Raw genomic sequence first — 22174 nt, forward strand, 5'->3', positions numbered from 1 at the left:
ACAAAAGACAAACCTTATGATTGCATAAGGTTTGTCTTTTTCTTGTTTATTCCTCTTGTAAAATCGTTTGGGCAACTAGCTTCACGTATTGATCCATGCCATCTGGATTTGGATGGACCCGATCTTCATAGAACCATGACTCTTGGTCATTACTCAAATCATACCAATCGATCAAGGTCATATTGTCGTATTTTTCCGCCATGCGCTCCAACATCCGATTGACTTCATTTTGCCAACGCTGTGTCGGTACTCGCACATTGATCCAGTAGACTTTGCGATCACCGATCTCATTCATAAAGCTGTCAAATTGGGCTTCTGTAAAGGAACCATTCGTCCCTAGCCCCACAAGGACGGTATCCCGCAAAAGATTTTTTTCTTTCAAGCCTTTGATCAATTCAGGACTCGCATACAGCTGGCGCCCAACATCCCCATCAACTACCGCTTGGGTAAAGACTTCTTTCAAGTCAGCCGTTGCATCCAGCATCACAGAATCACCAAAAGCCGTGATTTCAAGAGATTCTGCTTTTTTCACTTGGGCTGCTGTTAGATCATACTTTTCCATGATATTTTTTTCATCTTCACTCGTGCTCGCCTCATCGTCTGCTTCATTACCTTCAGCATTCGCATTCTTCTGCGATTGCTCTGCCGCTTTTTTATTGGCCGCAATGTTGTCTTTCAACTGCTGCTGCTGGGCATCGACATAATTCGTCGGTGCAGTCACGACGCCAAACAAAGCAACGAGGGTAATCAGTAAGCTGGGCACTAACCACGGTTTTTTCCAACTAAAAATCGGTTTGCTGAACCAGCCGCGGACCGTTCTGAATGTATCTTTGTACTGGAATTTACGCATTGGGTTTTCGATAAATCGATAGGACAATTCACTGATAAACAAGATCAAGAATAGCTCCACTAACGTGTGCATCAGCACGTTCTCCCCGATATTTCCCACTTTTGCTTCGTAAAAAATCATCACTGGAAATTGATACAAATAGATCCCATAACTACGCTTGCCGATATAACTGAAAATCGGATTACTCAATACCCGGTTCAAGCTGGCTCCGGGATGAGCGGTGACTGCCACAAGAATCGTACATAGGATACTGATCAAGAACATGCCGCCATAATAGACAAAGGTCAAATGATCATCTAAGAAAAAGAACGCTGCGATCAGACCAGCCAAGGAAGCAAAGCCAGAGATATTCAAGACCCGTTTGGCTTTTTGCGGTATCTCTTTCTTCAAATGGGTACTTGGCCAAATGAATGCTAAGGCACTCCCCATCCAGATCGAAAAGAGCCGCGTATCCGTTCCATAATAGACCCGTGTCGGATCAGCGCCAGGTGTGTAAAGGACTGCTAACAGAATTGCCGACAAAATCGTGACTGCGGCAGTAAATTTAAAGGCGCGATGCCTCTGCTTGCCGATTTTCATCAGCAAAATAAACACTAAAGGCCAAATCAGATAGTTCTGTCCCTCCACAGCCAGCGACCACAGATGGGTAAAGGGGGATTCATTACCGAACCGATCAAAATAGGATAACCCATGATTGATCTGCCACCAGTTGTTGTAATACAGCAACGAGCTAACAAAAACCCCGCGCAAATTATTCAGCAGATTTCGCTGGAACAACGTGATATACGCTGCTGAGATAAGCAGCATCACCACCATTCCTGGATAGAGCCGTTTCATTCGCCGAACATAAAAATCTTTGACTTTGATTTTGCCGTTTTGATCCCACTCTTGCCTCAGCAAGTCAGTGATTAAATAACCTGATACGACAAAGAATACTGGAACTCCTAAATACCCGCCTCGCATATGAGTAGGTAGTAAATGATATAAAATAACGCCGATGACTGCCAAGGTTCGAATTCCGTCAAACCCGGTAATATAGCGGCTTGTGCTTAAACGTTTATTCATTTTTCAACCACTTTTCTCTAATTGATACAATTGTTTCATAAAAAAACAATTTCAGCATGAACGCTATTGATTCCATACTCTCATAATTTACCAGAAATCCCCCATATAAAGCTAGCAACATCTGCTATATTTCAAAAAAATTAATTTTTGGCGAAAAAAAAGTACTTCTATAAAGAAATACTTTTTTCAACTCCTTTTTCACAGTTCTTCTTCATAAAAGCGACCCAAAATCTGGACATTTTCTGCAATACTGACAAAGGCTTTTGGATCGGCTTCTTTCATGGCACTGCGCAGCATCGGCAGTTCAAAGCGTGTCACTACCGTCAGCAAAACCGTTTGTTTGTCATGCTTGTACGCCCCTTCGGCTTCATTGATGATGGTAATCCCTCGCCGCATATGTTTTTGGATCGTTTGAATGACTTCTTCTGGGTTGCGGGTGATGATCGTCACCTGCATTTTCTTTTGCTTCGTAAAGACCGCATCCGTCACTTTTCCACTGACAAAAATCGCGATCGCACTATACAACGCATATTGCCAGCCAAACAAGATCCCTGCGGCGAACAAAATAACAATGTTAAAGAAAATCGATATCGAGCCGATCGTCTTCCCTGTCCGTTTGCGGATGGCAATGCTGACAAAATCCAGCCCTCCTGAAGAAAGACCATTCTTCAAAGCATAGCCGATCCCCACCCCGTTGATGGCACCACCGAAAATCGCACAGATCATCGGGTCCGTCGTAACGGTTTCTTCGGGTAAAATTTGCACGAATAAGGAGGTGAGTAAAACAGTAATTCCAGTAAAAATCGTAAACTTGTGGCCGATCTTAAACCAACCTAGAAAAAATAATGGCACATTCAACAATAATAGCGCAAGGGATAAGGGGATATAAAACCCGAGCCCTTCTCTTGAGATCGTGGTGATGATCTGAGCGACACCCGTAATGCCGCTGGAATAAATATTACCTGGTTGATAGAAGAAATTGACCGCAATCGATGCCAGCAGCGCATAGACGATCGAAAACGAAAGTTTGTTGGCGTATTCTGGATGAGGGAGCCATTTAAACAGAGGAGTCATTGCATTTCATAGCCTCACTTTTTTGATTTGCCTTTATTATACTTCAGCTCATAAAAAAAGAAACGAGCAATGAAAGAAATGGGTGAATTCTCATGAACTTTTTTCATTCATTCACCAATTTCTATTTCATCACTCATTTCATCATGGTTTAACGCTTATTCGTTTTCTTCAACCGTTGTTACATCGATGTTCAAGTCAAACAATTGCATTGGCGAAACGGTACTTGGCGCTTGAGACATTGGATCAGCTGCTTTCCCATTTTTAGGGAAAGCAATGACTTCGCGAATGTTTTCTTCACCAGCCAAGAGCATCACTAACCGGTCTAACCCAAGGGCGATGCCGCCATGTGGTGGGAACCCATAATCCAAAGCATCCAATAAGAAGCCAAATTGATTTTGCATCTCGCGACGTGAGAAGCCTAGCGCTTCAAACATTTGCTCTTGCACTTCCCGTGTATGGATACGCAATGATCCGCCACCTAGCTCGTAACCGTTTAGCACGATATCGTAGGCTTGCGCATAGACTTTTGAAGGGTCTGTCGTTAACAACGGCAGATCGCTTTCTTTTGGCAATGTGAATGGATGGTGAGCAGAAACGTAGCGGCCTGCTTCTTCATCGTATTCAAATTGCGGCCAATCAGTGACCCATAGAAAGTTGAATTTGCTCTCGTCGATCAAGCCTAATTCTTTTCCTAATTTATTACGGATCGCACCTAACGTTGCTGAAACGATCTCAAAGGAATCGGCACCAAACATCAGAATATCGCCAACTTCCGCATTGGCTGCTGCAATGATCGCGTCGGTCGCTTCCGTCAAGAATTTAGCGATCGGTCCTTTCAATCCATCTTCTTCAACTTTGACCCATGCCAATCCTTTGGCACCAAATTGGCCAGCGTAATGACCTAGATTGTCCATGTCTTTTCTGGAGTATTTGTCTGCAGCCCCTTTGGCGTTTAAGACTTTCACAACGCCGCCTTTTTCAAGAGCCATTTGGAAGACTTTAAAATCAACGTCTTTCACAACTTCTGATAAGTCGATAAGCTCCATGTCAAACCGTGTATCTGGTTTGTCACTGCCGTAGCGTCCCATTGCCTCATCATAGGTCATCCGTGGGAATGGCAAGGTAACTTCGATGCCTTTGACTTCTCGCATCACTTTTGCCAATAGCTCTTCCGTATAGGTTTGAATTTCTTCTGCCGTCAAGAAAGAGGTTTCGATATCGACTTGGGTAAATTCAGGTTGACGGTCGCCCCGCAAATCTTCGTCACGGAAGCAACGTACGATTTGATAGTAGCGATCGAAGCCAGCACCCATCAATAACTGTTTAAAAATTTGTGGTGATTGCGGCAACGCATAGAAATGACCTGGATAGATCCGTGAAGGAACCAAATAATCCCGCGCGCCCTCTGGTGTTGATTTTCCTAGATAAGGTGTTTCAATATCTAAGAAGTCGTTCGTGTCTAAGAAATTGCGGATCGCTTGCGTCGTTTTCGCCCGCATCACGATGTTGTTCGTCATTTTTGGACGTCGCAAGTCTAAATAACGGTATTTCATGCGAATCTCGTCGCCAACGGTTTGATCATCTTCAATCAAAAAGGCTGGTGTTTTTGCAGTGTTTAAAATCGTGATTTCGCTGATCATCACTTCATAGGCACCTGTCACCATTTTCGGATTGATGGCTTCTGGTGCACGATTGATGACTTGACCCGTTACTTCTAATACATATTCGCTGCGGCATTTGTCCGCGATTTCCCAGGCCTCTTTCGAAACCTCAGGATTGAAGACGATTTGCACGATCCCTTCTCGGTCGCGCAAGTCAATAAAGATCACGCCCCCTAAGTCACGGCGCTTTTGCACCCAGCCTTTTAGAGTTACTGTCTGGTTTAAATGGGTCTCATTTACTAACCCGCAATATACTGTACGTTTTGTCATTCTTTTTCTCCTCACTCAAACATTTTGGTTGTCATTTCATCGTAGATCTCATCGAAGCGGGCATAAAGATCCGCTAACGGAAATTGTTTTTCTTCACGGCTTGCCATGGATTTGATATTGATCACTTGTTCTGCTAATTCTGTTTCGCCTAGAGTCAGAACCAACCGTGCTCCTTGTTTATCAGCAGATTTAAACTGGGCTTTGGCTTTACGATCCATGAAATCACGATCGGCAGAAAAACCGAAATTACGAATCGCTTGCACGACTTTCAACGCTTCTAAATTGGTTTCTTGTCCCAAACCAACCACATACGCATCTAACTCATTCAAAGCAGGAATCACAACTTCTTCGGCTTCCATAGTGATCAATAAACGTTCGATCCCTAAAGCAAAACCAAAACCAGGTGTTTCTGGTCCGCCTAGCTCTTCCACTAAATGATTGTAACGACCGCCGGCACAGATGGTGGCTTGCGCCCCCATTTTTGGTGCCTCACTCATGATCTCAAAAATCGTGTGGGTATAATAATCCAAACCGCGCACCATATTTGAATCGATCTCATAAGGGATCTCCAACGCATCCAGCATACTCGTTACGGTTTCAAAATGTGCCTTGGCATCTGGTGTTAAGTAGTCTAGGATCGATGGTGCATCCGCCACGAATTTTTGGTCACGCTTATCTTTACTGTCAAGGACCCGCAAAGGATTTTCATGCAAGCGGCGTTTTGAATCCTCACTAAGCTCCGCTTCATGGGGCGCTAGATAATCGATCAACGCTTGCCGATAGTTTTGGCGTGTTTCTTTATCGCCTAATGAATTGATGACCAAGCGCAATTGACTCAGTCCTAATTGACGATAAAAATCCATTGCCATCGCCATTGTCTCAACATCGGTCGCTGGATTTGCTGAACCGAAAACTTCGACACCGATTTGGTGGAATTGACGCAAACGGCCTTTTTGCGGACGTTCATAGCGGAACATAGGGCCCATGTAAAACACTTTATACGGCTTCGTATGTTCTGGTCCGAATAGTTTGTTTTCGACATAAGAACGAGCAATCGGTGCAGTGCCTTCTGGACGCAACGTCACATGACGCTCTCCTTTATCGTAGAAATCATACATTTCTTTTGAAACGATATCCGTTGTGTCCCCGACACTGCGGGCGATCACTTCAAAGTGCTCAAAAATCGGTGTCCGAATTTCGTTGAATTGGTAATCGCGAAACACTAAACGTGCTGTTTCTTCCACAAATTGCCATTTTTCGGATTCTCCTGGCAAAATATCGTTGGTTCCTTTTGGACGTTGGTAACTCATCGTATGCATCCTCCTATTTGTTTCATGGTTGCCCATGTTCTTTGCTTTCATTGCTTGTTTGCTTATTCACCTATTGTTTGTTGCTCATTGATGTGGGTGGGTTGTTCTCGTGTTTGACTTTTGGGTTATTGCGCTATTTGCCGTTGATTGCTGGTCATCATTTCGTTGGCTTCGACTGCAATTGAACGAAGCAAAAAATGCCAAGTACAGCTTTCATGTCTCACTTCCTGCGTCAATCATAGTGATTCCTAGTTCGGTTACTACGCTCCCTGCACTCGCCTAGTACTGTTCATCATCTATTCTGGCTTGCTCCGCAAGCCAATCATAGTGATTCCTAGTTTGGTTACTACGCTCCCTATGGTCGCCTAGTACTGTTCATCATCTGCTCTGTTCCGCTTTGCGGACCAGTCGCAGTGATTCACAGCAAAAAACTCGCCCTTGTTTTTTTATACAAGGACGAGTTTTGATTACACGCGGTACCACCTAAATTCGAGAAATGTTCTTCTCCTTCGCTCGATTAACGCTCGGTCACGGAACAGCTTTTCTTCTGTTCATCTCCAGATTGTCTTTCCTTTACACGTCCTAAACTGCTTTCAGCCGGGGCAGTTTTCTCTTTTAAGGAATAGAATAAAGTACTCGATCCTTCACTGATTTTTGATATTATCTATAAACTACAAGAAAGCTATGAAAAAGTCAAGGTGTTTCACTGTCTTTTTCACTCCGCTGCTCTCTAGTAGCATTTTCTCAAGTGTTCAACACAAAGAAGCTCTCCTTCTGTTTGCTTTTCTTCCTTTTTGCGTTATGCTGAATAACGAAGGTTTTGTTTCTATGAAAGGAGCTGTTTTTATGTCTTTATATTCAGGCTATATCCGTCAACCACACTACTATGAGACCGATCAAATGGCGATCATTCATCACGCCAATTATATCCGCTGGTTTGAAGAGGCCCGCGTGGAATTACTCGCGTTTTTGGATTTACCGTATCATACCATCGAAGAAGCGGGCTTGATCGTTCCCGTGCTGGAAGTCAGTGCGCAATACAAAACGATGATTCGTTACGAAGATGAGGTGCGAATCGATGTTTTGGTCGACAAATATACGGGCACGCGTTTGGATTTTCGCTATGAGATCTACAAAACTAGTGATGGTCAGTTGGCAACGACGGGGACTTCAAAGCATTGTTTTTTAGCAAAAGAGACCAATCGCATCGTGCAGCTGAAGCGTAGTTTTCCTGAAATCCATCAACGATTTGCTGATTATGCTGCCCTGTCAGGGGAATAATCAATTCTGATCACTCATTTAAGTCAAAATCCTTGCTTTTTGAAACGGCTTTCGTATAATCAAAAGTAATTTCAGGGAAGGATGATGGCGATGTACGTGATTAAAGTTTTGCATGGTTACATTGGCAAAGATGGTCGTCGCACTCGTGAAAAAGTTCCAGACAAGTTATGGGTCTTTGAAGATCGGAAGCAGTCCGAAGCATTTGCAGATAAAATTGGTGGTCGCGTCAAACCGTTAACTGAAGTCAAACAGCATACGTAAAAAAATAAGCCGTTATCGTCTTTTGCGCATAGACGATAGCGGCTTATCTTTTTTACTGCGAAACAGGATTAGTCATCCAATTCGGTTTCTAGTACTTCACCTGTTTGGGCATTGATTTTCACATCTGTTTGTTTGTTGCCATCTTCTACTTTTACTTCCCAATAGGTTACATTCATTTCTTTGTCTAATGACCAATCTGTTGCTTGACCACCGCCAGCTTCTTTCACGGCGATATCAGAAATTTCTTCCAATGAAAGCAAGTTGGTTAGGTCCAATTGATCGGCATCTTTTTTGACACCGTTTTGTTCATCGGCATCCAATTTTCCCGTTCTTTCTTCAGAAGTTTCTTTGGTTTCTGCATCGATCTTTAATTCAAACTCATTCGTGTCATCCACGCCATCTACTTGGTAGAAGTAATTGCCAAAAGAAGTATCCAAATCAATCGAAGTGATCGCTGCATCTGGGTATTTGTCTTGGAATATTTGGATCGCTTCTTCTACGGTCACCGTAGGTAAGCCGCCATTGGCGATCGCTGCACTGCTTGAAGAGCTGTCTGTTGCTTGTGACGACGTTGTTTCACTTGATGAGGCAACTGCTGTGCTTGAGCTGCTGTTTTGCGCAGGTTCTGAATTTCCAGTGTTGTTTTGTGTACATCCTGCCAATAATCCTAAAGCGGCAATTCCGAATAAAATAGTTGTTTTTTTCATGTTTCATTCCTCCAATTGTTTGTGTATTCCTTTTTTCTATATATTTAGAATAACAAGTTCCCAAAGAAAAAGAATCAAAATTGCTTGAAGAAAATCTAAAAAAATCTTCATCTTTCTCTTTCATTTGGAAAGGCCAGCTTAAAGATACTGCCTTGCGGTTGATTGTCTGTCACGGTGATTTTGGCATGATATTTGTCTGCCAGCTGTTTTACCAGTGAAAGCCCAATGCCTGAACCGGCAATCTGGCTAGAACGAGAATCTTCTACCCGATAGAACCGTTCAAAAATCAAGGCTTTCTTATCATCGGGAATCCCAATGCCAAAATCGGCGACGGTTAAAGACAACTGCCTTTGCTCTTGTGTCAAGGTCACATGAATCGGCTGATCAACAGGCGAATACTTCGCGGCATTTTCTAACAGGTTTTGGATGATTTGCTGGAAGTCACGTTTATGCCCACGTTTCATACATTGGTTCTCCACAAAATATTCAATCGATTGCGGAACGATCGTCGCTTGTTTTTCACACTCTTCTCGGACGATCTGGGAAACATCAACAAGGGTCATTTCATCTTGGGATTGATTTTTTTCTAGGTCCAACAATTGATTGCTCAATGTTTCCAAACGCTTCGACTCTTTGTCGATAAACGCCATTGAGGAAGGAATGACTTCGGGATGTTTGGTTCCACGCCGCTGGATCAATTGGACATGTCCGCGAATCGCAGCTAAAGGTGTTCGCAGCTCATGGGAAGCATCGGCAACGAACCGTTTTTCCCGTTCGATCGTCTCTCGCTGTTCTTTCAATAATTTATTAAAGGCCAATGCCACCGAACGAATCTCGATGGGCTCTTCAGAAACCGTCAGTTCTCCTGTTCGACTTTGTTCAATGGCAGTAATTTCTTGCGCCATACCAGTAAGCTTCTGACTCCATTTCCCGACACTCCAATAAATCAGCAGACTGCCCACGACAACAGCGATCAGATTCAAGAAACTGCTGATCATAAAGAGGCCATAGGCTAATTCCACACTATCCTCCCCATTGATAGCGATCGTCACCTGATCCCCATCGACTTCTTGGGTTTTCGTGTAATAGATGCCCTCCTCTGTAAAAACGATGTCTTCGAGAAAAGGAATCACTCGCCCTTGATTGATATCGGCAAAAATCTCTTCCGCATCTTCTGATGAAACGACACTGCCATCGGCTAAGATCACTTGCAGGGCGTCTTCTTCATCTGCCGAGACATAGGCATTGACGAGAAAGTCCCAGGCATCCCCTGATGCCTCACCTTTTTCGATGGCTTCAAGGATGTTGCTGGCACGATTTTCGATATGTTCAAACAAATAACCTACCGATAATAAAATAAACAGCAGATTGAAGAGAATCAGCAGACCAAAGAGTATCAAGGAAAAGCGGCTCGTCAATTGAAATTGGGCTGTTTTTCTACGTTGGTTGGCTGATTTATTCTTCATGATCGGTCCTCAAGACATAGCCTAATCCACGAACGGTTGCGATCATTTTGCCTTTGCCGCAAACATCCAGCTTGTTCCGCAGTGTGCGGATATAGACATCTACAACATTCGTTTGGCCGTCGTATTCATAGCCCCAAATCTCATTCAATAGGTCATCTCTCGTTTTGACGACCTCAGGTTCTTTCATCAATTCATATAAAATGCCAAACTCTTTGGGCGTCAACTCAATGGTTTCACCGGCAACCTGAACTAAGTGCTTGGCGATGTCCATCATCAGCTCCCCCGCCACTAATTGGTTTTGCTGGTTCTTTTGTTGTTTGGCTTCTCGTTGCAACCGCCGCTCGATCACCCGAATTCTGGCAAACAGTTCTTCGATTTCAAAAGGTTTCGTTAAATAATCATCTAATCCGACATCAAGCCCCGTCACCACATCGGCGGTTTGATTTCTGGCGGTCATCATCAAAATCGGGATGTCGCTTTCTTTACGTATCCGCCGCGCCACTGTGATGCCGTCATAGATTGGCAGCATCCAATCCAATAAAATCAGATCAAAAGCATTTGCTTGCTGATTGAACAAGGTCAATGCCTCTTGCCCATCTTTGGCCCAGACCGTGTCATATCCCTCAAAAGTCAATTCGGTCTGAATAAAACTGGCTAAACTTTCTTCGTCTTCTACTAGCAAGATCTTCAAGGCCATATGCGCTCCTCCTCCTGTTTTGCTTCTATCATAACGGATTTTTTCGAAACTTCCTAACTGATTGAAAGAAAAAAATCATGAAGATTTTTTCATGTTCGAACAAAAAAGACGGCATGAACCAAGGTCCACTCCGTCTTTCATTTATTCCATATTTTTTGCTAGCTGATACGTGCCAACGAGTTCCCCTTGTTGGAGTTGAAGCACGTAAGGACATGTTTCAGCCAAAAACTCGCGATCATGACTGATCACCGCTAATAAATCAACTTCTTTAGCAACTGTTCGCAACAGTTTTGCGACTTCTTCCATTTGCTGCAAATCTAATCCACTCGTTGGTTCATCGAAAAACAACAAACGTTTGCCAGAAAGCAAGGCACTGCCAATCGCAACTCGTTGTTTTTCCCCACCCGACAAGCTTTGCGGATGTCGGGCAAGGAGTGGTTTTAAGTGCAACAATGAGACAATTTCTTCAAAACGAGCTGGGTTTTGGGCTTTGATCAGCAGCTCTTTTTCCACCGTTTCAAAAAACAGCTGCAAGTTAACATCCTGCATCACAAGAAAGCTTTCCTGCAGCAGCTGCTTTTGGGTCCGCTTTTGTCCATTGATGGCAAATACTGCTTCTGGGCATTTTTTCAATCCTGACAGGACTTGCACCAACGTACTTTTGCCAGCACCATTTGGTCCAACGATCCCCACAGCTTGCTTCGTCGGCAATTGTAGTTCAGGCAAGTTAAGCGCCCAATTTCTGCTGTTTGCTGAGCGTTTCGATTGCTTGATCTGCAGATGCGTTGCCCTTAATCCAGACTTTTCTGGCAAAGATTCTCGGCAGTGCTGATTTTCCAATGCCGCCTCGCCTACTTTTCGCAATCCCAACTCGTGAATTGCCTCCTCGGGCAGTGACAAAAGCTGAGCTGCTGGATAAGACGCCCGCAATCGTCCTGCTTCTAATAGACAGAAGCGATCTGCCAGTGGCGCCAAATACGCCAAGCGGTGTTCGGCGATCACAATGGTTTTCCCTTGTTGTTTTAAAGAAGCCAATCCTTGAGTCAACTTTTGGATCGCTTCTTGATCCAAATTACTGGAAGGCTCATCCAATAAGAACACATCATGGGGCAGCATCGTGGCTGCAGCGAGAGCAATCAGCTGCTTCTCCCCACCAGATAGATCAAAGACACTAGCATCAAGCAACGGGGTCAGGGAAAACTGCTGTGCTACTTCGGTGATTCGCTGCCGAATGTTTTCTGGTGCGACGCCCGCATTTTCCATCGAAAAAGCTAACTCCGAATAGACATCCGTGGTGAAAAATTGAGTCTTGGGGTTTTGAAAGACGACGCCAATCGTCTGGGCATAATGGGAGAAATCGGCAACTGGCAAGTCTGTTTCTCCGACACGGATCTTTCCTTGCACTTCGGCGGGATACAGCTCAGGGATCAAGCCATTCAAAACATTGAGCAAGGTCGATTTTCCGCTGCCGCTAGCGCCGCACAAAACGATAACTTCCCCAGCTGCGACTGTCAAAGAAAGCTCAGATAATACGGTTCGATTTTCTCGTTTCACTGACACTTGTTCTAGTGTGATCATCCAAGCCACATCCTTTTCACGATAAAGCCGCCTAATGCTAAAAAGACCAAGCCATCCCACCAGCGCAGCTTCAGTTCGTGGACGGTGGTATGGGGAGTTTCTGATGCTAGCCCGCGAACGAGGGCCGTAGCCGACAGTTCGGTTGCGGTCTTTTCAGCCGACATCAGTAATGGGATCAAAAAATACTCCGCACTTTGCAGTGGATGAAGCAAGATCGATCCTGCCGACAGCGAGATGCCGCGAAAGCGCATCGCTTGGCGAATACTTTTGAAATCTTGTACCAATGTGGGAAAAAAACGAAATAAGACTGCCAGCGGGACTAATAATACGTTGGGCATGTGCATTTTTTGCAGCGCAGCCATCCATTCACTGTTTTTCGTTCCGCTAATGGCAAAAGCCGCCGCCATGATCGTTGGCAATAAGCGGCGATAACCGACGGAAAAGAAATCCAGCAACACGATTAGTATGTGGTTGCCTTGGCGAAACAAAAAACTATCTGCCAGTGTCAGCAAGACAAACACGCCATAGAGCAGCAAGCCTTTTTTCCAAAAGCCGCTGACTATAAATAGCAGCAGTAAGAAAGTGACAAGGGCAAACTCATCGATCCAGCTGATGGTCACCATCATAGTAAAACTAGCAAAGAGAATCACCGCTAATTTGCTGCGGGGATCAAACCTTGTTTTCGACACATTCCTCACCCTTTATGCGATTGGATCGTTGGTTGAAAATGTTTTTCCATCAAGCGACTGCCGATACCTAAACCAGCCACCGCACCAATCAAAACCGCCAGTGCACAAAGCCCTAACATCAAATTGGAGGTATGAGCAAACACGCCGGCAATGTAGGTTTCATCTTTTCCGCGAGCCACTAATGAATCGATGTAGGCATTTTTCATAAACCATAGGGGTAAGATCGGACCCATCAAGCCAAAACTAAAGACGATATAACTCGCCAGTACGCGAACGTTCTCTTTGAGCTTTGTTTTGTATTGGATCAAATCAGCTGCTAAGGCACAAAGCATATTGGGCAAAAAGGCCAATGGAAAATGTCCTGAAATCAAAAAAAAGAGCCCTACCACGGTACCCATAATGGTGATTGCGCCAAATTTCGGTACTTTATTCAATAAAATCAGATAGATAATGCCAGAAAACAAAGCGGTGACTGCTGGAATAAATAAATTATGAAAACCTGGGATCACAAAACGCAAAATCAATAGACAGACGCTCATTAAAAGAAAATAGATCGCTGTATAGATCCCCACTGCAATTAAATCTTGAACCTTTAGTTTTTTCACTGCGTATACGCTCCTTCTTGCAAGCAATCAATGAAAAAACCGTTGCTGCTTGCTTGTACAAACTTATTTTTACAAAGCCTCAGTATAGCACAAAGCAGACGTTTTTATGGGGTGATATGCTTATCAACAGTCGATTTTCTTCTAGAACAGAACCAACAAACAGACGTCACTTCTGAATGGCTCCATTTCAACACACAGGGACCTTTAAAAATCCACTAATGGAAAAATGATGCTTTCACACGCTTAGTTGTTTTCTCCTCTTCCCATCTTTGCGAAATTAATGAATAATAGATAAAGACAAACATTAAAAATCAGCACAGACTCTTCATCATTTTCTTTATTAAGAAACCAGCAGGTGCTTCTATAAAAAAACAATAAGAAAGCTGACTGTCGCTTATTCGTTGAAGAAAATCAACGCTGTACTGCTGTGTAAACAGCATAAACCCAACTGTAAAAACATTTTGACACTTGATTTCAAGGCATTGTCAAAGACATTTGATCGTTAGAATGCAGACATTGGCCTAAACTAATGGTAGAAGGAGCGGATAAAATGAACTTAAGCAAACAAATAAAAAAACATCGGGAACGATTAAGTCTCTCTCAGGAAGGGCTGGCAGAAAAACTCTATGTCTCCCGACAAACGATCTCCAATTGGGAGAATGAAAAAAGCTATCCTGATGTTCACAATTTATTATTGCTCAGTGTTCTATTTGATGTTTCTTTAGATGAATTAGTCAAAGGGGATGTTGAACAAATGAAAGAAACGATTGAGAAAACAGAAATGGATCGTTACACAAAAATGATGCTGCTTTTTATACTATTGACCGCACTCTCTGTTGGGCCTGCTCTTTATTTACCCGGATACTGGTGGATTGTCCCGCCTCTATGTTTTTGGCTCGTCTCCATGTATGCCGCATTAAAGATCGAAAAAATCAAGAAAACCCAAAATATCAAAACGTATAAAGAGATCGTTGCCTTCATGGAAAATCAAGACCTCGATGCCATTAGAAAAAAGCGCGACGTCAAAAAAGATTTCCTTTCAACAGCATTCATCGTCGTGGTCTTTACCTTGATCGTCGGCATCATCGCATGGCTTAGTACACTGCCGCATTTACTGATGCGCTGATCAAAACACAGGTTGAAGCTGCTTTTATGATGAAGCCGCTACAACCTGTGTTTTTTTCAATTCAATGATCTCATCTACATAAATCAAATTTTTCGGGCGATGGGTGATCATAATGACTAGTTTATTTTTCAATTGGTCTTTGATCGCTGCAAAAAGCTTTTCTTCTGTTGTTACGTCTAAAGCAGATGTGGCTTCATCAAGAACAATGACTTCTGCGTCTGAGAAAAACAATCGGGCAAAAGCGATTCGCTGTTTTTCCCCACCAGAAAGGTTGGCTCCTTTTTCTCCAATTTCAGCAGATAGTCCTCCCTTGAGTACCTGATAGAATGCGCCTAATTGACATTTTTCTAATACCGCTATGATTTCCTCGTCTGCGATTTCCTTATCAAAAATAATATTCTCTTTCAGCGTTCCTTGGAAGATTGGGGCATCTTGCGATAGATAAAAGATATGCTCATAGAAATCATTTAAGTTATAAGCAGCTAAATTTTTGTGATTGATCAGGATCGCACCGGTCGTCGGCTGATACAAGCCTAAAATCGTTTTGACCAGCGTTGATTTTCCCGCGCCGCTTTCTCCTACTAACCCATAAATTGCTCCCCGCTTCAGCTCCAGTGTGCTATTGGTTAAGATTTGCTTTTCTTGAAGTGTGACGGATAGATCCTTAACTGTGATGCAGTTGATGGTCTCAGACAATGCATCGCCTTGTGTTAATGCTTTGTCCTCTGACAGATAGAAAAATTCGTTTAACCGTGCAAAGGCAACTTTATCTAAGTTGTATTGAACAAAAATCACGTTAAATATTGCAACAGGCGTGTAGATTCGATCCACATAAATAATCAATGCTGCTAAACCGCCCAAGCTGACCGTAATCTGATTTGTAAATGCCAATACCACAATTGCGACTTTGATCAATGCGACTAAGACTGCAAAAAAACCAAAGAAAAACTCATGGATCATCGTCATTTTCGTCAAACGTTCTGTTGTGTCAGCAGCCATGTTTTTATATTGTGCGATCTCTTTTTCAAACCGTTTATTGATTCGAAACGTAACCATTTCCGTTAGTCCGCGAATAAAGGTGCTATTCATGGTTTCTTCTGAAACTAGCGCACGTTCTTTGAGAGAGCGTAAAACTTTCAAAAGCAGATTGGTCACGATAAACACCACTAGATAGCCCACAAGGATCGCTGGAATCAATCTTTTATCGATCATAGCAATAAAAGCTAAGTTAAACAGTGTTTCGGGAAGCAATTCTTTAAACAAGCGTCCATAAAAATTCAAATGGATATTTCTGCCAGCCGCTGCTCCCGCTTCGGTTTTCTGTAAGAGTGCTCCAGAGCCGATCTGCAAGTACTCGGAATAGGCAATCTTGCTGATTTTTACTAAAGCTTGTTCTTTGAGATAGAAATACATGCTGTTGTACAATGTTGTTTTTGGTTTCTGCTCGAGATAGGACAAAAGCGGTACCAGTACTAGCGTTAACCCATAGATAAAAACAACTGGCCAATCAAGTGTCTTGCCAAATGAATCGAGTAGTTTTTGAAAATAAAAAACATTCGCGGCACTCAAAAATGAGACCGCAATTCCAATCCCAACATATACCGTCAATCCTTTTTTAAAATGCCGCCATAAATCAATTGCCATCGTATGCTCCTTTTGCTGCAGTGTTCGTGGAAAAATCGTAAGATAAATAAAACAAACGTTTTCAAAAGTATAATCTATTTTTCGCTTAATGGAAAGAAACATATGAAAGATAGTGAGAAACCATTCTTCGGTCATCGAGAAAAAACAAAAAACCCCGCTCAAGAGCGGGGCTAACGTTGTTGCCAACGATGGATTATTTGTTTAAAGCGTCTTTTGCTTGGTCAGCTAATGCAGTAAATGCTGTTGCATCGTTTACAGCCAAGTCAGCTAACATTTTGCGGTTGATGTCGATTTCAGCTAATTTCAAGCCGTGCATCAATTTTGAGTAGCTTAAGCCATTCATACGAGCCGCTGCGTTGATACGAGCGATCCACAATTTGCGGAAGTCGCGTTTCTTTTGACGACGATCGCGGTATGCGTAGTTGTATGAATTCATTACTTGTTCTTTTGCTGTTTTAAATAGAGTGTGTTTAGAACCGTAGTAACCTTTTGCTAATTTAAGCACTTTTTTACGACGTTTACGAGTTACTGTTCCACCTTTAACACGTGCCATGTATAATTCCTCCTAATATGAAAATCGATAATTGTTTGTATACGTGAAGCTTGGGTTACGCAATTATTTCATGCGTGCTAGTTGTTGACGGATACGTTTGTAATCGCCAGCTGAAACCATTGAAGCTTTACGCAATTGACGACGTTGTTTTTTTGTTTTGCCGTGGAAACGGTGACTGGTAAAGGCACGGAAGCGTTTCAATCCGCCGCCGCCAGTGCGTTTTACGCGTTTTGCTAATCCGCGGTGTGTTTTTTGTTTTGGCATAACTAATTTCCTCCTCAAAATCTTTCGTTATCTGACTTTAAACTGAAACTCAGTGAGTCATTATTTATCGTTTTTTGGTGCTAATACTAAGAACATACTGCGGCCATCCATTTTTGGCTTTTGCTCAACAGTTGCCAAATCAGCAGTTTCTTCCGCCAAACGATCTAACACTTTCTGACCAATTTCTTTATGGGTAATGGCACGGCCTTTGAAACGGATCGAAGCTTTCACTTTGTCCCCTTTTTCAAGGAATTTACGTGCATTACGCAATTTTGTGTTGAAATCATTGACGTCGATCGTTGGACTTAAACGAACCTCTTTAATGTTGATTACTTTTTGTTTCTTACGAGCTTCACGGTCTTTTTTCTGTTGCTCAAAGCGGAATTTCCCGTAATCCATAATTCTTGCTACTGGCGGCTTAGCATTTGGTGCCACCAATACCACATCAAGGTTTGCTCGTTCTGCAATTTGCAATGCTTCAGCTTTACTTTTTACACCAAGTTGTTCGCCGTTTTGATCAATCAAACGCAATTCACGTGCACGAATGCCGTCGTTTACCATCATATCCTTTGCTATGGTCATTCACCTCCGAGTTTTTTGAGAGAAAGAAAAGCTTGTCGATTCGAAATCAGACAATAAAAAAACGAGTTCTTCACGAACCCGCACGTACTCCACACAAATAAATGGTAGGAATCCTATTCTGCCCAGCGATATCTTCACTCAGGCGAGAAGCGGGTGCTTCTGCTTTTATTTCTCAACTTTTATAGTATACTGCTTTTTTCTCTTATTGTCAACAGTTTTCATGATTGTTTCAAAAAAAAGCCGGAGCATACGCTCCGACTTTCGTGTTTCTTATTCTGCTTTCAATGCAGCCATCGTGATGTAGTTGTATGGTTGGTTGAAGTGAGGCAAGAAGAAGATATCTAATAGCTTCATCTTGTCGATCGTTACGCCTTCTTCGATCGCTAGTGAGAACATGTGGATGCCCATTGCGATTTCAGATGTTCGTGATGCCATTTGTGCACCAACGATGCGGCGTGATTCTTCTTCATAGACGATGCGGATTTTAACCGTCGCATTTTCTTTCATGAAGCCTGGTTTTTGGGTATCTTCGTAATCAGAGTATTTCACTTTCATGCCATTACGTTCGGCAGCTTCGACTGACAAGCCAGTTGAAACCATGTTGTAGCCGAAGATCGAAATCCCGTTTGATCCTTGAACACCTGTTGATTCTAGAGACGTTCCGCCGATATTATGGGCAGCGACGATCCCTGAACGTACGGCATTCGTTGCTAATGCGATATACGTTGTTTGTTGCAAAGCATTTGAGTACACCGTTGCACAGTCACCGACTGCGTAAACATCTGCATCGCTTGTCCGTTGATGGCGATCCACTAAGTACGCGCCGTTAGCAAACAATTCCAAATGATCTTTGCCTAACTCGTTATTTGGTAAGAAACCGATCGCGTTGATCACTAGATCAACTGGGTATTCGCCGTTGTCTGTTACAACTGCTTCTACTTTCTCTGTTCCTTTGTATTCACGTGCTAATTCACCGAAATGCAATTCAATGCCATTGTCAGCTAAGTTTTTGTCCATATCTTCTGTAAACCATTTGTCATAGTAGTTTGGCAATGCCCGTGTCGCTGCATCAAAAAGCAACACATTTTTACCACGGCGTTTTGCTGCTTCAGCAATTTCAACACCGATGTAACCAGCACCGATAACGGCAACGTTTTTCACGTCTTCTGATGCTAACTCTTTATCAACCGTTTGTCCGTCTTGGAATTTTTTCAAGAAATGGATGTTTTTCAAGTCACGTCCAGGTACTTTTGGTGAAATCGGTACCGAACCAGTTGCGATGACAACTTTATCATAAGATTCAACGATCGTTTCACCGTCATTGGTTACAGCGTGCACTTCTTTTTTCTCAAAATCGATATGGTCTACAACTGTTTCCATATGGATTTTTGCACCTTTTGCTTCAAAATCTTCACGTTTTGTATAGAACAAGCCTTCGTATGAATCGATTTGACGTCCAACCCATAAAGCAGTCCCACAACCTAGGTAGCTTAAGTTTGTATTACGGTCGATCATTACGACCTCTTGGTCTTTGTAGTTATCTAATAGTGTATTGGCAGCAGCAATCCCCGCGTGGTTTGCACCGATAATAACTGTTTTTGTCATGGAAAATTTCCTCCTTTTGTTTACATTGTCATTATAGCTCGCTTGTGAATTTGAAAACTATCAACTTTTTCGCGATTTTAAAAATTTATGACAGTTTTTCGTTGATATACGTCACTTTCAGCTGGTTAAGTTTCTATATCAAAATTATTTTCGTCTTGCAAGCAAAAAGATTGTGAAAAATTATGTATTTAAACCTAAGGATTTTCCTTGTTATAAAAGCATTCTGCAAACCGATTGAATAAATTTCACAATATTCTACCGCTTTTTCGTACCTGTTGCGGCAGCGATTCGCCGTGTTATACTGAAGAGAAAAACAGATAGGATGGGATCTTGATGAAGAAAAAAATCGTATTGCCACTACCGCCCTTATTGTCGGCATTAGAGCCACAGGATTTTTATTTAGAAGAAGAACTGCTTTTCGAAGGTGCTTTCTTCGAAGGCGGTGACTATAGCTATGATGCTTGCAAAAATCTCATCTTGAAGCAATGTCATTTCAAGAAAGTGACGATGCAAAAAACACGCTTGAGTCAATGGGAATGCCAAAACGTTCTTTTTGAGAATTGCGATTTTTCTAATCTGGAATGTTTTGGCGCCAGCTTTCATCGGGTTCACTTTAAACAATGCAAATTGACTGGCACCAATTTTGCGGAAAGCTATTTCCGTGACTGCACCTTTGAAGATTGCGTGGCGAACTTCGCTTCTTTTAGCAACACCAATTTACGGACGATGCTGTTTCGTCAGTGTCAACTAAACGACAGTGAGTTTTATGAGATGGATTGGAAACACTTGACGCTACAAGAAAACCAGTTGAACAATAGCAACTGGTTTCACACAAAATTAGCAACTTTAGATTTTCGGACCAATCAATTTCAAAAGATCGCGTTGTCCTTTGAACAATTGCGGGGACTAACGGTCGATCAAGAACAAGCCTTGGTCATCGCCGCCGGTCTAGGTTTGGTGATCGATTAACGAATTCTGCGCCATAAAGCAATCAACATCCAGATGGATAACACTAAACTGATCAATAAGGCAATCCCCCAACCGAAAATACTATTGGTAAAAGGCAGTGGAACATTCATGCCAAAGAAACTGGTGACGATGGAAGGCACAGTCAATAAGAGAGACCAAACGGTCAAAAACTTCATGGTATCATTCAAGTTATTGTTTAACAGATTATTATAGGTTCCAGATAGTTGCTCTAAAATTTGAAAAGCCAGCAACGTCATTTCCACTGCCTGTTTGGCTTCGATCAGGGCATCATCCAGCTGTTCCCGCTCGTCATCATCCATCAAGCGATAAATGGATAACGCTTTGATCTGCTCCAAGAGGACCGCATTTTGTTTCGTAGCAGACACTAAAAAGACTAAACCAACTTCCAAATCGGACATTTGCAGCAGGTTTTTATTGGTGGTTTTTTCCCGTAGTCGCTGATTCAAGCGAATCCGTTCACTATTGACTTCTTCGACTAGCGGAAAAAACGTGCCTGAAATCAAGAATAAGCTTTGAAACAAAAAGTGCAGCGGTGTTTGCTGCGGCTTTTGCAGGATCAAGCGCTCCATCATCGGAATCACATAACGGGTATCATGGGAGGCAAAAGTAAAGATCTGCTTCTTTTTTAAAATAAACGTCATTGGGCTGGTCTCAAAATGATTGTCTCGCTTTTCTTGCTGAGGTACGTTGAAAACCAGCAGCAATGCTTCTTCTTCGGCATCGTATTCGACTCGTGCGCGTTCGTTTTTATCTAGAGAATACGTAAGCATCTCATCCGAAAGATGATATTGTTTTTGTAGTGCCATCACGCTTTTTGCGTCTTGCTGGTCGACTTGAATCCATTCATAGTTTCCATCATAAAAGACATGTTTGTTTTCCACAGTCCATCCTCCACTCTTGCTTTCTTCTATTATAAAAGAAAACAGCCAGAAGCCCAATCAAAGGACTTTTCTGGCTGTATCGGCTATTGCTATTTGCGGGCGTCTTTCAAAGCATCTTCCACCATTGTTAAAACGGCCTGTGCCGCTTGCGGGTCTTCGACAAAATTGAATTGATCGCCATCGATCTGAATCTTTGGACTCTCATTGTACTCTTCGTACCATTGATCGTAGCGTTTGTTCAACTCTTTGTAGTAGTCGTATAACGAAGGATCAAAGGTCAATTGTTCGTATTCCCGCCCGCGTTTTTCAATACGCTCCAACATCGTTTCAAAAGAAACGCGAATATGCACCAAAAGATCTGGATGCTTTTTGTGGGCTGCATACGGCAGCTCTTCCAACATATTGGCTAACAATTCATCATAGACTTTGACCTCGGTATCGGTTGCTCGCCCAAGGTCCGCATTTAAATGGAACAACAGTGAATCCTCATAAATGGAACGGTCCAAGACGTTATTGTCGTCTTTCATAGCTTGCTTGATACTTTCAAATCGTTTATTTAAGAAATAGATTTGCAGTAAAAACGCATATTTATTTGGATCTGCATAAAATAATGGTAACACTTCATTGTCATCGATCGATTCATAAAAGGCTTGACTGCCAAAATGATTGGCGATCAATGCGGTCAAACTTGATTTACCGGCACCAATCGTTCCTGCTAATACGATCACGCTCATATCCCCCAACTCACTCATCACTAAATATTGTATGTTGCATTTGCGATATCAACTATACAATACTATATCTTGTGCCGTCAACTGAAACTTTTGAAGCACAGATCAAGAAGTTTTTCAATAAAAGTTTAAAGATTTTTGCTTTTTTTTGAAATCTCATACGGAATGCTTAACGAAAGAGCCTTCTTCTAGTAAAATAGGAAAGGATCTTTAATTAAATTGTGTTTTTGTCAGGAGATAGTTACAATTGACTGACAAACGATAAATGAATCATGTGGGGTAAG

The 22174-nt window shown here is 42.5% G+C and carries 21 protein-coding genes and 2 other annotated features; of the genes, 4 read left to right on the top strand and 17 right to left on the bottom strand.

The features are described 5' to 3' along the window. Positions 1–46: 46 nt before the first annotated feature. The 4 genes from IGI76_RS14170 to hisS form a co-directional block, all read right to left on the bottom strand. On the bottom strand, positions 47–1915 hold the full coding sequence (locus IGI76_RS14170) for an acyltransferase family protein (RefSeq protein WP_194193441.1): 1869 nt from the start codon (positions 1913–1915) through the stop codon (positions 47–49). 198 nt (positions 1916–2113) lie between these two features. Next, positions 2114–2989, bottom strand: a complete 876-nt coding sequence (locus IGI76_RS14175) for a YitT family protein (protein ID WP_010750004.1) — start codon at positions 2987–2989, stop codon at positions 2114–2116. Positions 2990–3144: 155 nt separating this feature from the next. Continuing rightward, entirely contained in the window at positions 3145–4920 is a 1776-nt protein-coding gene (gene aspS / locus IGI76_RS14180) for an aspartate--tRNA ligase (RefSeq protein ID WP_010750005.1), read from the bottom strand. An 11-nt stretch (positions 4921–4931) separates the two neighbouring features. Beyond that, positions 4932–6230: a histidine--tRNA ligase gene (gene hisS / locus IGI76_RS14185; protein ID WP_060791494.1), complete on the bottom strand. Its 1299-nt coding sequence runs from the start codon at positions 6228–6230 to the stop codon at positions 4932–4934. 449 nt (positions 6231–6679) lie between these two features. Next, positions 6680–6887: a binding site (T-box leader), on the bottom strand. Between the two features lie 189 nt (positions 6888–7076). Between hisS and IGI76_RS14190 the strand changes: the two genes are divergently transcribed. Both IGI76_RS14190 and IGI76_RS14195 read left to right on the top strand, forming a co-directional pair. Continuing rightward, positions 7077–7511, top strand: coding sequence for an acyl-CoA thioesterase (locus tag IGI76_RS14190; protein WP_008379539.1), 435 nt, complete (start codon positions 7077–7079; stop codon positions 7509–7511). A gap of 90 nt (positions 7512–7601) precedes the next feature. Further along, positions 7602–7772: a hypothetical protein gene (locus IGI76_RS14195; protein WP_201688362.1), complete on the top strand. Its 171-nt coding sequence runs from the start codon at positions 7602–7604 to the stop codon at positions 7770–7772. Positions 7773–7840: 68 nt separating this feature from the next. Here the strand turns inward: IGI76_RS14195 and IGI76_RS14200 are convergent, their stop codons facing one another. The 6 genes from IGI76_RS14200 to IGI76_RS14225 all read right to left on the bottom strand — a co-directional run bounded on the left by IGI76_RS14200 (position 7841) and on the right by IGI76_RS14225 (position 13514). After that, positions 7841–8479: a PepSY domain-containing protein gene (locus tag IGI76_RS14200; RefSeq protein ID WP_333718754.1), complete on the bottom strand. Its 639-nt coding sequence runs from the start codon at positions 8477–8479 to the stop codon at positions 7841–7843. A 107-nt stretch (positions 8480–8586) separates the two neighbouring features. Continuing rightward, positions 8587–9945: a sensor histidine kinase gene (locus IGI76_RS14205; RefSeq protein ID WP_201691631.1), complete on the bottom strand. Its 1359-nt coding sequence runs from the start codon at positions 9943–9945 to the stop codon at positions 8587–8589. Continuing rightward, on the bottom strand, positions 9935–10642 hold the full coding sequence (locus IGI76_RS14210) for a response regulator transcription factor (protein ID WP_008379528.1): 708 nt from the start codon (positions 10640–10642) through the stop codon (positions 9935–9937). The genes IGI76_RS14205 and IGI76_RS14210 overlap by 11 nt, the downstream gene beginning before the upstream one ends. 141 nt (positions 10643–10783) lie before the next feature. Then, entirely contained in the window at positions 10784–12220 is a 1437-nt protein-coding gene (locus tag IGI76_RS14215; protein WP_201691630.1) for an ABC transporter ATP-binding protein, read from the bottom strand. After that, complete coding sequence (locus tag IGI76_RS14220; RefSeq protein ID WP_438781647.1) at positions 12217–12918, bottom strand: energy-coupling factor transporter transmembrane component T; 702 nt, start codon at positions 12916–12918, stop codon at positions 12217–12219. The genes IGI76_RS14215 and IGI76_RS14220 overlap by 4 nt, the downstream gene beginning before the upstream one ends. Further along, positions 12915–13514, bottom strand: coding sequence for an MptD family putative ECF transporter S component (locus IGI76_RS14225; protein ID WP_142425041.1), 600 nt, complete (start codon positions 13512–13514; stop codon positions 12915–12917). The genes IGI76_RS14220 and IGI76_RS14225 overlap by 4 nt, the downstream gene beginning before the upstream one ends. A gap of 550 nt (positions 13515–14064) precedes the next feature. Between IGI76_RS14225 and IGI76_RS14230 the strand changes: the two genes are divergently transcribed. Continuing rightward, the gene (locus IGI76_RS14230) at positions 14065–14640 is read left to right on the top strand and encodes a helix-turn-helix transcriptional regulator (RefSeq protein ID WP_201691627.1); all 576 of its coding nucleotides are present in this window, start codon (positions 14065–14067) and stop codon (positions 14638–14640) included. 24 nt (positions 14641–14664) lie between these two features. Here the strand turns inward: IGI76_RS14230 and IGI76_RS14235 are convergent, their stop codons facing one another. The 5 genes from IGI76_RS14235 to nox all read right to left on the bottom strand — a co-directional run bounded on the left by IGI76_RS14235 (position 14665) and on the right by nox (position 19288). Next, the gene (locus tag IGI76_RS14235) at positions 14665–16284 is read right to left on the bottom strand and encodes an ABC transporter ATP-binding protein (protein WP_060791500.1); all 1620 of its coding nucleotides are present in this window, start codon (positions 16282–16284) and stop codon (positions 14665–14667) included. A gap of 193 nt (positions 16285–16477) precedes the next feature. After that, positions 16478–16837: a 50S ribosomal protein L20 gene (gene rplT, locus IGI76_RS14240; protein ID WP_003128653.1), complete on the bottom strand. Its 360-nt coding sequence runs from the start codon at positions 16835–16837 to the stop codon at positions 16478–16480. A 63-nt stretch (positions 16838–16900) separates the two neighbouring features. After that, the gene (gene rpmI / locus IGI76_RS14245; RefSeq protein WP_003128650.1) at positions 16901–17101 is read right to left on the bottom strand and encodes a 50S ribosomal protein L35; all 201 of its coding nucleotides are present in this window, start codon (positions 17099–17101) and stop codon (positions 16901–16903) included. Between the two features lie 60 nt (positions 17102–17161). After that, positions 17162–17683, bottom strand: coding sequence for a translation initiation factor IF-3 (infC, locus tag IGI76_RS14250; protein WP_005228103.1), 522 nt, complete (start codon positions 17681–17683; stop codon positions 17162–17164). A gap of 47 nt (positions 17684–17730) precedes the next feature. Beyond that, positions 17731–17854 (bottom strand) — a sequence feature (ribosomal protein L20 leader region). 99 nt (positions 17855–17953) lie between these two features. Continuing rightward, positions 17954–19288, bottom strand: a complete 1335-nt coding sequence (gene nox, locus IGI76_RS14255; RefSeq protein ID WP_061053308.1) for a H2O-forming NADH oxidase — start codon at positions 19286–19288, stop codon at positions 17954–17956. 333 nt (positions 19289–19621) lie between these two features. On the opposite strand from nox, the gene IGI76_RS14260 reads away from it, so the two are divergent. Further along, positions 19622–20257 carry a pentapeptide repeat-containing protein gene (locus IGI76_RS14260; protein WP_010749132.1) on the top strand — a complete coding sequence of 212 codons (636 nt, stop codon included), beginning with the start codon at positions 19622–19624 and terminating at the stop codon, positions 20255–20257. Here IGI76_RS14260 and IGI76_RS14265 read toward each other — a convergent pair. After that, complete coding sequence (locus IGI76_RS14265) at positions 20254–21159, bottom strand: magnesium transporter CorA family protein (protein WP_060791518.1); 906 nt, start codon at positions 21157–21159, stop codon at positions 20254–20256. The genes IGI76_RS14260 and IGI76_RS14265 overlap by 4 nt on opposite strands. Positions 21160–21248: 89 nt before the next feature. Then, positions 21249–21893 carry a deoxynucleoside kinase gene (locus IGI76_RS14270; RefSeq protein ID WP_010749130.1) on the bottom strand — a complete coding sequence of 215 codons (645 nt, stop codon included), beginning with the start codon at positions 21891–21893 and terminating at the stop codon, positions 21249–21251. Positions 21894–22174: the final 281 nt, after the last annotated feature.

This window comes from Enterococcus sp. DIV2449a (assembly GCF_051711225.1).
GTDB classification, from domain to species: domain Bacteria; phylum Bacillota; class Bacilli; order Lactobacillales; family Enterococcaceae; genus Enterococcus_D; species Enterococcus_D casseliflavus.